The following is a 13,219-nucleotide window of genomic DNA, read 5'->3' on the forward strand; positions in this document are numbered from 1 at the left end:
AAATATACCTCTTTGGTCAGTCTTTCTTGCGGTACAAGACGAAAGCCTAACAATAGTGCAATTTATAAAGTAGTAGAACAATCATTGATTATGGATACTGCTGAACGCCTTGCTACTCTTAACCGCATTCGCAAACTTAGCCGCTTGATGGATACATCTATACGTATTCCAGGAATAGGTTTTCGCTTTGGACTAGATCCAATTATTGGTTTAATTCCAGGTGCTGGAGATTTAATTAGTACAGGTTTTTCAGCTTATATTATCTATTTAGCTACTCGTCTTGGTATCCCACGCCAAGACTTAAAGCAAATGATATTTAACGTTGCTTTGGAAACAGCCGTTGGTACGGTACCGTTTGTGGGTGATTTGTTTGATGCGTTTTATAAATCCAATATTCGCAATTTGGCGATTTTGGAGAAGCATCTGGTGGTAGTTGAACCAGAAATATCTCCAGAAAAATCGGAAGTTGCTGCTCCTGCTACTGTTCATTAAATTTGCTAAATTGGCGATCGCTCTTGGAAAAAGGTTAGCAATCGCCCTACAAACATTCAATCATTGGCGTTGCTGAATTGCGATATGAATTCGGGGTGTAGAGACGCGAAATTTCGCGTCTCTACAAGAGTTTTGGCATTACGCAAAATTATTTTCATAGCCTAAATCAGCAACGCCTAATATTAAATTGATTAAGTTGCAGTGATAACTGACTTTTTGCGGCTGGGGCGCTTACGGTTTGATTTTTTCTTCAATCCAACTGCTTGGGCTTGATCGCTATCTGAGCCATATTGCCCGCGCACAACTTCTTTCATTGCTAATACAACATTGTGAAATTCCCATTCTGCCAATCGGGCAGCATCGACAGCAGCACGGTATGAAGCTAGTTTCTCAGTTTCCATTTGTTGCTGCACCAACATAGCCTGATAAGTTTGCTGTAAGTTGACAACAGAGGCTTCAGCACGGGTTGTGTTATAAGTGCTGACGGCTTGCAAACCGTGGAATGAGGTAATATCTTGACTAATGACTTTAAGGCGCAAACGACGTGTTGTATCTTGGTTAGGCATAGATGCATAAGTGCTAAAGTATATATTTAATGTGCCCTATATAACAATAAACCTAACAGTAAGACGAGATTTTAAGCGATCGCAAACGCGACAGTCTCGGACAAAGTTAGACAAAGGGTGGATTAACTTATGCAAGCCAATGCATTAACAATGCGCCTGCCGCATTAACAATGTAGATGGATGCATTAACAATGCCGTCACTGCATTAATATTGCAGGCGGATGTATTAACAATGCAGCTGATGCATTTACATTGTAGGGGGTTGTATTTAGCGATCGCGTTATTTCAGAAAATGCAGATGAGGAGAATAGGCGATCGCTCATCAAATGTAGTGGACTGACACGGCTAAATTGGAAATTTTTTTAATTGGAAGTCCCTTAACTAAAATACGAAGATAAGGGAACAGCTTAGAGAATACGTAGCTTTCCTGTGGATGATTATCTGATTTTCTATCGTCCAATTGAAGGCGGGATTGAAATTTTACGGATAGTTAGTGGTTATCGCGATTTAAATGCACTTTTTGATAAGAAGTAATAACGGGGCTTCTCATGGAGTACCCTAAGAGTGACAGATTACAGGAAAAAGATAGCTCATTTTTCAACAAATTTGAATTTCATCAAGTTGGTTAATTATCACATCCGCACCTGCAACATTTTCTGCTTTGCCTGTCCAAGTTATACCAATACAACCAGCTGCTTTGGCATTACGTGCCATTTGCATATCACCCACAGAATCTCCCACCATCAATGTTTTACTAAGTTCTACTCCTAATCTTTCACAAGCTTGCAAAAATAGTATTGGATCTGGTTTACTCGGCCCTTTATCTACTCCCATTTCTAATTGAATATAATTACTCAATTGGTGAGTTGCTACAAACTCACGTACTTCAGCAGTTGTCGCTGCCGAAAGGATACCAAGTTTAATTCCTGCTTCTGACAAGTTCTTCAAGACTTCCAAACTACCGACAAATAAGGGTGAAGGGGTTTTGCCAACATATTTTTCTGCTTCTTCTAGGGCTTGACGCGCCATTTGTAACGACTCGAACCATCCCCGCCCAGTTTCAGCAATATATGCGGCAGCAGCAACTTCTGTTTCGCGGCGACTTGCCACTGCTATTAAACCTGCCGGATCGAGGGTATTACCATTAACACCAAAAGCCATTAACAGTGGCTCCCCAATTCCGGGAACTTGTGCGTCTAAAAGTCGTGCTGCTTTTTGGGCAAGCGATCGCAAGAAAACTTCTGAATCTTCTAAAGTACCGTTTTTATCAAATAAAATAGCTTGAATATTGGAAAAAGTTAGGTTTCTGCACTTAATAGATGCCAAGATATTCCTCCTTATAAACTTGTTTTGGATTAGTTGGTGGATAGTGGTTAGTGAATAGTTGTAAATAACCAACTACTAATGTACAGACACTTCGGTTCCTCGCGTCTCTACCTACTACCTACTGTACGGGCGGGTTTAGAAGATAAATCATCGGTTTTAGCCGAAAGATAATCAACGAAACCCGCACGCCAGGTGCTACAAGTCGGCGGAGCCGCTCATCGCACTGGCTCCCCTACTAACTACTAACAATTCCCCAACACAAAAAAAGAGGGAAATTTTATCCCTCTTCATGCAATAATTTTTCATCTTATAATTGCTTTTAGGCAACTACAACAATAAATACAGATACATTATTCTTCAATAGCGGCTGGTATTTCTTCTTCAACTGCTTCAATAGCAGATGGAATTTCTTCTTCTGCTACTTCTTCTGCTACTTCTTCTGCTACTTCTTCTGCTGCTACTTCACCTTCATCTGAAAGAGTCATAGCAGGTGCTATACCTTGCTGTTTAGCTAGCAGTTGTTCTCTATACTTCGCTGCCATTTCTTCTGCCTTATCATAAACCAGATCGCGGTTCTTAATCATGTCACCTGGTTCTGGTTCTAGCTGTTTTGTGGACAAAGATATCCGACCCCGTTCAGCATCTAGGTCAATGATCATGACTTTCACTTCATCATTGACATTGAATACACTGTGAGGTGTATCAATATGTTCGTGGGAAATTTCTGAGATATGCAACAGACCACTTACGCCACCAATATCAATGAAGGCACCATAGGGCTTAATACCGCGCACTGTACCGATTACGACCTCGCCAACTTCCAGACGGTTCATCTTACGCTCTACCAGCGCTCGACGGTGGGACAGGACTAAGCGGTTGCGTTCTTCATCTACTTCTAAGAACTTTAATGGAAGTTCTTCGCCTACTAATTCTTCTTTAGGCTTGCGAGTACTAATGTGAGAGCCGGGGATAAACCCACGCAAACCCTCAATCCGTACCAAAGCTCCACCACGGTTAGTGGCAAATACACCAGAACGGACAGTAGCATCTTCTGCTTGCAACTGCCGTACCCGCTCCCAAGCTCGCATATATTCTATACGGCGAATAGAAAGAGTTAGTTGTCCCTCTTCGTTTTCATCGCTAAGGATGTAAAATTCCCGTATTTCGTTTGATTGTAAAACTTCTTCCGGGCTGTCCACCCGGTTAATAGACATTTCTTGTATGGGTATATATGCTGCGGTTTTAGCACCTATGTCAATCAGAGCGCCGCGCGGCTCTATACTGAACACTGTACCGGGCACAATATCACCAGGGCTAAAATGATAGTCGTATTTGTCCAGTAAAGCAGCGAAATCGTCGTGAGTAAACCCAATATCAGTTAATGCGGTTGATTTCTGATTGACCATGCTGATTGTTTCCTGGTTTTTATTCTCCGTAGTTTTTTTTGCCTCCTAGCGATGTATATGCAAGTGCCTAATAGGCAGTCTACACCTACACCACTTCTCATCGTAGCGCAGAAAAGTTATCTTAACGCGCATTAATTCCCAGATAGTAGATTATATCAAATATAAAAACCTTATTATCTTAATGTTCAAAATCTAGTGACAAAGAAATATTGAAATGAAGCAAGAGAAGAATCTTTATTTTCCTATTCTCTGCAATCTTCACCCTATTACCTACCAAAAATTAATGACCGCTGTTACCTGCAGGCAACAGCGGTTTTATGTTTTTAAAGATAGCCATCAAAAATTTGGCATCTGTAAATTACTTATCTTCTTTCCTTTCAATGCGAGGAGGTTCGCGGAATGCGATCGCAAAGAAGAGAACTCCTATTGCCAAAGTCAAAATCAAGATATATGCCACGCTTTCCATGTTGCAAGTTCCTCCGATCCCGCCTGTAATGATAGTGTAATCTACTACAGAAAAGAATGGTCTAACTAACTACTTAAGTATGTTATAAATTGTCAAGCAGTTATTAGACCATTCTTAATAATTTGCTACAAATCTTTAGACAGCTTCCTTCCGGCGGGTTGTCTTATCACCCACTTTCTGGAACAGACCCCACTCGACTTGTTCTTCCAAATCGGCATCAACACCGGCAAATACATCTCGGTAAATTGTCCGAGCACCATGCCAGATGTGACCAAAGAAGAACAACAGAGCAAATACAGCGTGTCCAAAGGTAAACCAACCTCTGGGGCTGGTGCGGAACACACCATCAGAGTTTAAGGTTTCTCTATCGAATTCAAAGATTTCGCCACCTTGAGCTTTACGTGCCCACTTCTTCACTTCGGCGGGATCTGTGAATGTTTGACCATTCAAATCACCACCGTAGAAGGCTACTTTCACACCATTTTGCTCGAAGCTATATTTAGATTCTGCCCGACGGAAGGGAATGTCAGCACGGACAATTCCATCTTGATCGGTTAGAACCACTGGGAAGGTTTCAAAGAAGTTAGGCAGACGGCGCACTTGCAATTCCCGCCCATCGGCATCTGTAAAAACAGCATGACCTACCCAGGATTGGGCAATGCCGTCACCCTTAACCATAGGGCCTGTACGGAATAGACCACCTTTGGCAGGGCTATTGCCAACATAATCATAGAATGCCAATTTTTCGGGAATGGCTGACCAAGCTTGCTCTGGGGTTGCACCTTGGGCAAGGCTTGATTGAACGCGGCGCTGAATCTCTGTCTTAAAGTAGCTTTGATCCCACTGATAGCGGGTAGGGCCAAACAACTCGATGGGAGTAGTAGCGCTACCATACCACATGGTGCCAGCAACAACGAAAGCAGCAAAGAATACAGCAGCAATACTGCTAGAAAGCACGGTTTCGATATTACCCATCCGCAGAGCTTTATAAAGCCTTTCGGGTGGTCTGACTGTGAGGTGGAATAAACCAGCAATAATACCGACAATACCAGCAGCAATGTGGTGAGCTACAACACCACCAGGATTAAATGGGTTAAAGCCATCCGGCCCCCACTCTGGCGCTACTGGTTCAACGTGACCTGTTATGCCGTAGGCGTCAGAAACCCACATTCCTGGCCCCCACAATCCAGTCAGGTGGAAAGCACCAAAACCGAAGCAAAGTAGACCAGCCAAGAACAAGTGGATGCCAAACATCTTTGGCAAGTCGAGGGCGGGTTCACCAGTACGGGGGTCTTGGAAAAGTTCCAAATCCCAGTAAACCCAGTGCCAAACGGCGGCTAAGAATAAAAGACCAGAAAGAACAATATGAGCGGCAGCAACGCCTTCAAATGACCAGAAACCTGGATTGTAATTGGGATCGCCAACTACATTCCAGCCACCCCAAGAGCCAACAACACCCAAGCGTGCCATGAAGGGTAGCACGAACATTCCTTGACGCCACATGGGGTTGAGAACCGGGTCGCTGGGGTCATAAATAGCTAGTTCGTACAGAGCCATCGAACCAGCCCAGCCTGCTACCAAAGCTGTGTGCATCAAGTGTACAGAAATCAGCCGCCCTGGATCGTTCAGAACGACTGTGTGTACTCGGTACCAAGGTAGTCCCATCGACTACGCTCCTCCTCGAAGAGTTTGTTTACAAAACAATTTTTTACAGAAGTCACCTGTAGCCAAAATAGCCGTCGGTAACTCCTCTCAGTTTTTGTTATTGCCAGAGCTTGGATTTTCCACAGCTTGGTCTTAAAAATTAGACAGTGTGGCTGCTATGACAACCATTGCTTACGCACTTTCGGAACTTTGTCCTGAGGGTAGCGATCGCCAAGCAAAAATGAGAATGTTTAAAAAAGTGTAACTATTGATGGCGCTGTTTGCAAGCGTATAAAGAGACTAAAACCTGGTTACTGGTTAGTGGTTATTAGGGAAGGCAGCGTGTCTTTGCGGGTTACTAATGAACTTTGTGCCGCTACGAGGTAACGACTGCCGTGCGAGTTTATATAGATATTTCGCACTTTTGGAGATATTGCTTTCAAACCTGCCTGTACGGTCTTGAATTCAACAGGTTTATATAAAATAATTTCTTGAAATGGGAGATTGACTCGTACAGTAGTTAGTAATTATTTTTAACAAATCTTTACTAAACTGCTATTAACCAACAATCCTTACTGCACTATCAATTCGATATTTTGTAGATGGCACCTTGCCGAGGCAGTTCCGAGGCGCTCAATTACCTGTTCGGCACTCATTAACCGCCTCAGCATGACTTTACCGATACCTTGACCTGATGTAACTGTTGGTACTGAAGTTATTGGTTTTACCTCCACAGTAATCACGGCATCTTCTACTCGAAAAAGCCAAAATAATTCGCCTTTTTCTACCAAACAAATATTCATTTGTTGAATATCTGGTTGCCGTCGCCATGCAGTTATTTGCCACAGCCCGTCAGATGCCCAAACTCTACCAACTGTCCATCCTTCAGATAAAAAGAAGTACTTCACGCTTTTTTCTCACTATGTTAAGCTCTCTGTTTACTTTTCAAAATATCGGGAACATTTCAGTGAGTTTTGAACGACATGAAATGTTTAATTACACTTTTGTAGACAAGTAATCAAATAGGAGTAGGTACATATTTTTTTGATTAATATCGCTGTGGCTACTTGAAAAGCCTAACAAAGCTTCTCTTCAGAAAACCCGAAATTATGACAAATTTATGTAATTCTGTAATTTTAATTCAATCAAGCATTGTCTAGCTAAGAATGATTATTAAAGAATGTGTTTTTTTCTCAGACTACTAAGTAGAAGACAGAAGGGAAGTTAGGTAATAGGGGATAGGGGACAGGAGACAGATGAGTTTAATTGTTCTGTTCCCTGTAACCTGTACCCTGTTCCCTGCCTTGGTGTATGGAGTTCATGACAGCTACTTATATTAAACTGCTGAGTTCTGAATACTGAGTTCTTTTTGTTTGTAATTTATAGTATACTGAGCACATTTTTGGATTTAACCCATCAAACAGGACGAAAAGGCTTGAAAAAGGCTTTTCATCAAAAGAGTTAAATAAATTAAGCACAGGGAAATTAACTAGACCTATAGTAAAATGACTGACCACAATAATTCAAAAGTGCCAATATTTATGGACAGGTTTTCCTTGTTCCCAAAACATTTACGCCGAATGACAAAATTTTTTTCTTTATTTTGTCTGTGTTTATTTTTGGTGATTAGCTGTAGCCCTCGCCCCCAAACAACATCTACATCTGTGGGTTCTCCCAGCAATGATGGTCGTGTTACTGTGGGTACTACCTTAAAACCACGCACCCTAGATCCGGCTGATGCCTATGAATTACAGTCACTGGTGTTGGTTTACAATATGAGCGATCGCCTCTACACATACCCTAGCGGCAGCACCGAAATTCAACCTCAGTTGGCTACAGCCTTACCAAAAGTTAGTCAGGATGGTTTAACTTATACTATTCCCTTACGTCAAGGTGTAGTATTTCACGACGGCACACCTTTTAATGCCAAAGCTATGGAATTTAGTATCCAGCGCTTTATGCAAAATGGTGGTAAGCCATCTTTCTTGTTGAAAGATGTAGTAGATTCTGTCAAAGCCACAGGTGATTCTGAATTAACTATTAAGCTGAAAAAACAATTTGCAGCGTTTCCAGCACTTTTAGCATTTCCGGGTGTGTGTGCCGTTTCACCCAAAGCTTACGAACTCGGTGCAGGGAAATTTCAACCAAATAATTTTATAGGTACTGGCCCTTATAAATTAGCTAAATATGGTACTGATTCAGTGCGATTTGATGTCTTTGACAAATATTGGGGAGATAAACCAGCAAATCAAGGCATTAACTGGCAAATTTTTAGCAGCCCGGCTAATTTATTTAATGCCTTTAAAACAAAAGCTGTTGATGTGGCTTACGTATCTCTAGAGCCAATTCAAATTAAAACTCTACAGGAAAGTGCGAAACAAGGTAATTGGCAGCCAATTACGGCTGAAGGTAGCGCAGTCAAATTCATGGCTTTAAACAGAAATCAAAAACCTTTGGATAACCCTGCTGTCAGAGGAGCGATCGCGGCATTAATTGACCGTTCAGTTATCAATCAGCGAGTTTTGTACAATCAAGCAGAAGCACTGTATAGCATGGTGCCAACAACATTTGATGTTTACCAACCAGTTTTTAAAGATAAATACGGCGATGGAAATGTAGATAAGGCTAAACAATTGCTAAGTTCGGCTGGTTTCTCAAATAGCAATCCTGCCAGAGTCCAAATTTGGCATAGTTCTACTTCTCCTACTAGTGCTGCGGCTGCTCAAACAATTAAAGCTCTTGCCGATCAAAAAATGGACGGAATGTTGCAATTTGAAATTAGTCCTGTAGAAAGTGCCACCTTTTTTAAAGACATATCCAAAGGTTTGTATCCTGCATCAATATTTGATTGGTATCCAGACTTTTTAGATCCAGACAACTACATTCAACCTTTTTTAGAATGTCAGAAAGGTTCAGTGGCTAAAGGATGTGAAGATGGAGCAAGTAAGACACAGGGTTCTTTTTACTACAACGAAAATATTAATAAGCTGATTGCTCAAGAGCGCAGGGAGCAAAACCCAGAAATTCGTAAAAAAATCTTTACAGATATTCAAGCCCAAGTAGCAACTGATGTGCCTTACGTTCCTTTGTGGCAAAGTAAGGATTATGTTTTTGCTCAAAATGGTGTGAATGGCGTGCAGCTAGATCCGAGTCAGTTTTTGATTTACAAGACAATCAGCGCTACCCCCACAGGTAAATAGCTACTTACCAGATAGTTTGTACATGAGGATAGTTCAAGATGTTAGAGTCACAGGTTAACAGAGGAATTCCATAGCGCATGGCGATCGCAACTAGAATTCTGTCTGCCGGATCTTTATGAAAAGTGCCTGGTAGCTGTGTACTTGCGATCGCATCCAGAGGATTCAAAGGTTCAATCACAATACCTGAGTGTGTCTGTGCTAGTGCATACCACTCATTAATCGGCAAGGGTAAGATTAATTTTCCAATGCTGGATTTGACTGCAATCTCCCATACTGAAATCGCAGATACTAGCAAGCCATTTTGAGGTTCCTCTGAGTCAATTGCAGCTTGTGCTTGATTCGATAAATGACTTGGATTGTGGAGTAACCAGAGCCAAATATGCGTATCCAACAAAATCATTCGCCCAATGCTTCCCAAAATTCTGGCATTGGTTCGTCAAAATCTTCTGCGATCTTAATTGGCATTCCTCGCAATGGATAGTGATGAGTCGAGATCGGTTTCCCCTGCCAAGGTACAATGCGAGCAACTGGAATGCCTTCACGAGTAATCACAACTTCAGTTTGAGTTGCTGTTAACTCATCGAGGATTGCAATCAGGGTGCTATCTGTCTGTTGAACATTGAGGTACTTCATTCCATCAATTTCTACAACTGCTTTTATGCTTTCATTGTAGGGGATTCTCCAACAACCAATGCCGCAATTAACTAACACTGGTATTAAGTACCTCAACAAAATTAATTACACATTCTTTATACTGTTCCCCCAACCCTTGTCTCCACCCATAACTTTAATTTTGCCTAACTACTTATGTCTCGCTCCAAAGCTTTACAATACTACATTATTATTCGCCTGCTCTTAGCTCCGTTGATGCTATGGACAATTACCACGGTAGTGTTTCTCTTGCTACGAGCAACGCCCGGAGATCCAGCAGATGCAATTCTGGGTGGGCGTGCGCCAGAAAGTGCGAAAGAAGAGCTGCGAAAACAATTAGGTTTAGATCTTCCTTTGTGGTTGCAGTATCTCAATTACATGGGAAGTTTATTGCGTTTGGATTTAGGGAAGTCTTTGACAAGCCAGGGGCAAAGCGTTTGGCAGGTAATTGTTGATTACTTTCCTGCTACAGCAGAATTAGCAGTATGTAGTATGGTGGTTGCGCTGACTGTCGGAATTGCGATCGGTACTCTTTCTGCTTCTCGTCCTGGTACATTTTTTGACTTTGGCGGAAGGTTATTTGGTATTATCACGTATTCACTGCCGATGTTTTGGGCAGGAATGCTTTTGCAATTGATATTTGCAGTACAACTTGGTTGGTTTCCATCCTCAGGGCGCTTTGCCTCTAGTTTGCCTTCTCCTGAGCGGCTCACTGGTTTGTATACAATTGATAGTCTCTTAAGTGGTGACTTAGCTCAATTTTTTACAGCTTTGCATTATCTGGCACTTCCTAGTATTACCTTGGGAGTTTTGCTCAGTGGTATTTTTGAGCGGATTGTACGAGTGAATCTCAAACAAACTCTGCAAGCAGATTATGTGGAAGCAGCTAGAGCTAGAGGCATTCCTGAAAGAAAAATTTTAGTTTCCCATGCTTTAAAAAATGCTTTGATTCCAGTAATTACTGTTTTAGGATTAACTTTTGCTTCGTTATTAGGTGGAGCAATTTTAACTGAAGTTACTTTTTCTTGGCCGGGATTGGCAAATAAACTGTATGAAGCTATTTCCTTGCGGGATTATCCTACAGTCCAGGGCTTATTGGTATTTTTTGGCTCAATTGTTGTAGCAGCAAGTATTTTGATTGATATTTTAAATGCTTATGTAGATCCGCGAATTAGGTATTAAGTACTTTTTGTAAAGTCAGCAATAATTCTTTAACTGTATAGGGTTTCGATAAAAATGTTTTAGCACCAACAGTTGCTGCTTCCGCTAATTTACTGGTAGACATCAATCCACTTGTAGCCACAATTTTTACTTTTGGGTTGATTTTTTGTAAGGTGCGGATAGCAGTGATCCCATCGAGTGATGGCAGCATCATATCCATAAGTACAGCACTGATATGATTTCGATTTTGGGCGTATAGCGCGATCGCTTCAATGCCATCACTAGCAATTAGTGTTTTGTAGTTATAAGCCTCTAGCGATGCTTTAGTAATCTCTTTAATAGCAGGTTCATCATCTACAACCATAATTAATTCTCCCTTACCTGCCAGTGGTTCTAATTCTTGAGCTAACTCTGTTTCTGTTTCCTGTGCTGCTGGTAAGTAAATTTTAAAGCTGGTTCCTTGCCCGACTTCACTGTAGACATTGACAAATCCACCGTGGCTTTTGACAATGCCAATAACAGTGGAAAGTCCTAAACCTGTACCTTTACCTAATTCTTTCGTGGTAAAGAATGGTTCAAAAATTCTCTCTAAGATTTCTGGAGGGATGCCAACACCAGTATCGGTAATAGTAATGACAGCGTAGGAACCGACTTTGGCTTCCAAATGCATTCGAGCATAATTTTCATCAATTACCAGGTTTTCGGCAGTAATGGTTAAAGTACCTCCATTAGGCATAGCATCACGAGCGTTAACGCAAAGATTCATTAATACCTGATGTAGTTGTGTACTATCTCCGCAAACTGTCCACAGGTTTTGTGGTAAATCCATCACCACTTCAACAGACTTGGGAAAAGTTTGTTTGACAATCTTGACAACTTCCTTAATCAAGTGCTTGACTTGCAAAGTCATGCGCTTGCCTTCAACACCCCGCGCAAATGACAAAACTTGCTTAACTAAGTCGGCACCTCGTCTAGCACTGTCTTCTAGTATTTCTAACAGGTGTTCGTGTTCCGGATACAAATCAGGAAATTTGATTGGCAGCAGTTGAGCTACTGCCAGAATTGGTGTGAGGATATTGTTAAGGTCGTGGGCAATACCACTAGCAAGAGTACCGATGCTTTCTAGGCGTTGAGTGCGAAATAATTGTGTTTCTAGTTGTTTTTTCTCAGTAATGTCAGTATCTACTGTGAGAATAGATTTAGGAGAACCGTCTTGGTGACAAACTAAAGTCCAACGGCTGGCAACCAAAACTTCTTTACCTGTTTTGGTAACCTTAGTTAACTCGCCCTGCCATTTTCCTTTGGCAATAACCGTCAACAGCGCCGTTCCTACTTCTGACGGTAATTCATCATTATATAAAAGTTCAGTGGCATCTTTACCGTAAACTTCTTCTGCGCGCCAACCGTAAAGATTTTCTGCGCCTCTATTCCAAAATATAATTTTGTTTTCTAAATCTCGCACGAGAATTGCATCTGTTGTCACATTCAGCAATGCCGCTTGTTCGCGGATTTTCTCTTCTGCTAGCTTGCGATCGCTTATATCAATGCTGGCGCAGGTTATTCCTACTACTTCTTGTGCTTCATTGCGTAATGGCTCTACAGTTAAGTCGTAATATCGAGTTCCTTGTGCTGTAGTAATAGATACTTCTTCTCTGGTGCCAACTCCAGTAGCAAGCACGCGTTGTTTAATTTCCAATAAACGTTGCACCTGATCGGGAGCAATTAAATCTAAGTCCCGTTTACCGATAATTCCTTCATCTACAAACCCTGGTGAGGTGTTATAAACCCAGGTGTAAAAAAGTTCTTTGTCTTGGGTAGAAACAATGATGGGAGAGTTTTTTAATGCTACCCGAAATCTCTCCTCACTTTGTCGCAGTGCTTCCTCTACTCGTTGTCGCTCAATGGCATAGCGCATACAGCGTACCAACAAGTCTCCATTTACCTGCCCTTTGATTAAGTAATCCTGCGCTCCCTGTTGCATAGCTCTGGTAGCCAAACTTTCATCATCTAAACCTGTCAGGACGATAATAGGAATAGCTGGTGCTTGCAAATGCATTTTGAGAAATGTTTCCAATCCCTGGCTATCTGGCAGTGAGAGATCTAAGAGGATAACATCAAAGCTTTTTTGCTTAAGAATCTCTAGTGCTTCATCTAGCTGCTCAACAGGTATTAATTGAAACTGTGCAGAAGTGACATCCCACAAAAATTCCTGCAACAGACGCACATCGGCGGGATTGTCTTCAACCAACAAAATTTTGAGCGGTTGTTCTGCCATTTTAGTCATTAGTTATTGGTCATTGGTTAGTA

Annotated in this window: 12 protein-coding genes; 3 read left to right on the plus strand and 9 right to left on the minus strand. The window is 41.6% G+C overall.

Annotation, left to right across the window (positions count from 1 at the left end):
• Positions 1-90 precede the first annotated feature (90 nt).
• Positions 91-492, plus strand: a complete 402-nt coding sequence (locus UYC_RS0117305) for a DUF4112 domain-containing protein (RefSeq protein WP_026087705.1) — start codon at positions 91-93, stop codon at positions 490-492.
• A 191-nt stretch (positions 493-683) separates the two neighbouring features.
• Here the strand turns inward: UYC_RS0117305 and UYC_RS0117310 are convergent, their stop codons facing one another.
• The 6 genes from UYC_RS0117310 to UYC_RS0117335 all read right to left on the minus strand — a co-directional run bounded on the left by UYC_RS0117310 (position 684) and on the right by UYC_RS0117335 (position 6,808).
• Entirely contained in the window at positions 684-1,058 is a 375-nt protein-coding gene (locus UYC_RS0117310; protein ID WP_016878189.1) for a hypothetical protein, read from the minus strand.
• A gap of 597 nt (positions 1,059-1,655) precedes the next feature.
• A complete protein-coding gene (locus UYC_RS0117315; RefSeq protein ID WP_016878190.1) occupies positions 1,656-2,384 on the minus strand; it encodes an HAD family hydrolase in 729 nt (242 codons plus the stop codon).
• Between the two features lie 350 nt (positions 2,385-2,734).
• On the minus strand, positions 2,735-3,790 hold the full coding sequence (locus UYC_RS0117320; RefSeq protein WP_016878191.1) for a 30S ribosomal protein S1: 1,056 nt from the start codon (positions 3,788-3,790) through the stop codon (positions 2,735-2,737).
• A 358-nt stretch (positions 3,791-4,148) separates the two neighbouring features.
• Entirely contained in the window at positions 4,149-4,256 is a 108-nt protein-coding gene (locus tag UYC_RS0117325; protein WP_016878192.1) for a photosystem II reaction center protein T, read from the minus strand.
• A 135-nt stretch (positions 4,257-4,391) separates the two neighbouring features.
• The gene (gene psbB / locus UYC_RS0117330; RefSeq protein ID WP_016878193.1) at positions 4,392-5,921 is read right to left on the minus strand and encodes a photosystem II chlorophyll-binding protein CP47; all 1,530 of its coding nucleotides are present in this window, start codon (positions 5,919-5,921) and stop codon (positions 4,392-4,394) included.
• Positions 5,922-6,472: 551 nt separating this feature from the next.
• On the minus strand, positions 6,473-6,808 hold the full coding sequence (locus UYC_RS0117335) for a hypothetical protein (RefSeq protein ID WP_016878194.1): 336 nt from the start codon (positions 6,806-6,808) through the stop codon (positions 6,473-6,475).
• Between the two features lie 672 nt (positions 6,809-7,480).
• Here UYC_RS0117335 and UYC_RS0117340 point away from each other — a divergent pair.
• Positions 7,481-9,100, plus strand: coding sequence for an ABC transporter substrate-binding protein (locus UYC_RS0117340; protein WP_016878195.1), 1,620 nt, complete (start codon positions 7,481-7,483; stop codon positions 9,098-9,100).
• Positions 9,101-9,104: 4 nt separating this feature from the next.
• Here UYC_RS0117340 and UYC_RS0117345 read toward each other — a convergent pair whose 3' ends face one another.
• The gene (locus tag UYC_RS0117345) at positions 9,105-9,500 is read right to left on the minus strand and encodes a type II toxin-antitoxin system VapC family toxin (RefSeq protein WP_016878196.1); all 396 of its coding nucleotides are present in this window, start codon (positions 9,498-9,500) and stop codon (positions 9,105-9,107) included.
• On the minus strand, positions 9,497-9,811 hold the full coding sequence (locus UYC_RS0117350) for a type II toxin-antitoxin system Phd/YefM family antitoxin (RefSeq protein WP_016878197.1): 315 nt from the start codon (positions 9,809-9,811) through the stop codon (positions 9,497-9,499). Before UYC_RS0117350 ends, UYC_RS0117345 begins: the two co-directional genes overlap by 4 nt.
• Positions 9,812-9,907: 96 nt before the next feature.
• On the opposite strand from UYC_RS0117350, the gene UYC_RS0117355 reads away from it, so the two are divergent.
• Positions 9,908-10,933 (plus strand): ABC transporter permease, encoded by a 1,026-nt coding sequence (locus tag UYC_RS0117355; RefSeq protein ID WP_016878198.1) that lies wholly within the window; start codon positions 9,908-9,910, stop codon positions 10,931-10,933.
• Here UYC_RS0117355 and UYC_RS0117360 read toward each other — a convergent pair.
• On the minus strand, positions 10,923-13,187 hold the full coding sequence (locus UYC_RS0117360) for a hybrid sensor histidine kinase/response regulator (RefSeq protein WP_016879593.1): 2,265 nt from the start codon (positions 13,185-13,187) through the stop codon (positions 10,923-10,925). The two genes, UYC_RS0117355 and UYC_RS0117360, sit on opposite strands and share 11 nt — an antisense overlap.
• Between the last annotated feature and the right edge of the window lie 32 nt (positions 13,188-13,219).

The sequence above is a fragment of the Chlorogloeopsis fritschii PCC 6912 genome (assembly GCF_000317285.1).
GTDB lineage: Bacteria > Cyanobacteriota > Cyanobacteriia > Cyanobacteriales > Nostocaceae > Chlorogloeopsis > Chlorogloeopsis fritschii.

What these genes read in the sequence shown, in the direction of transcription:
- UYC_RS0117305 (WP_026087705.1), top strand. Translation starts at nt 91, where the DNA reads ATGGATACTGCTGAACGCCTTGCTACTCTTAACCGCATTCGCAAACTT.
- UYC_RS0117310 (WP_016878189.1), bottom strand. Translation starts at nt 1,058, where the DNA reads ATGCCTAACCAAGATACAACACGTCGTTTGCGCCTTAAAGTCATTAGT.
- UYC_RS0117320 (WP_016878191.1), bottom strand. Translation starts at nt 3,790, where the DNA reads ATGGTCAATCAGAAATCAACCGCATTAACTGATATTGGGTTTACTCAC.
- UYC_RS0117325 (WP_016878192.1), bottom strand. Translation starts at nt 4,256, where the DNA reads ATGGAAAGCGTGGCATATATCTTGATTTTGACTTTGGCAATAGGAGTT.
- psbB (WP_016878193.1), bottom strand. Translation starts at nt 5,921, where the DNA reads ATGGGACTACCTTGGTACCGAGTACACACAGTCGTTCTGAACGATCCA.
- UYC_RS0117340 (WP_016878195.1), top strand. Translation starts at nt 7,481, where the DNA reads ATGACAAAATTTTTTTCTTTATTTTGTCTGTGTTTATTTTTGGTGATT.
- UYC_RS0117345 (WP_016878196.1), bottom strand. Translation starts at nt 9,500, where the DNA reads ATGATTTTGTTGGATACGCATATTTGGCTCTGGTTACTCCACAATCCA.
- UYC_RS0117355 (WP_016878198.1), top strand. Translation starts at nt 9,908, where the DNA reads ATGTCTCGCTCCAAAGCTTTACAATACTACATTATTATTCGCCTGCTC.
- UYC_RS0117360 (WP_016879593.1), bottom strand. Translation starts at nt 13,187, where the DNA reads ATGGCAGAACAACCGCTCAAAATTTTGTTGGTTGAAGACAATCCCGCC.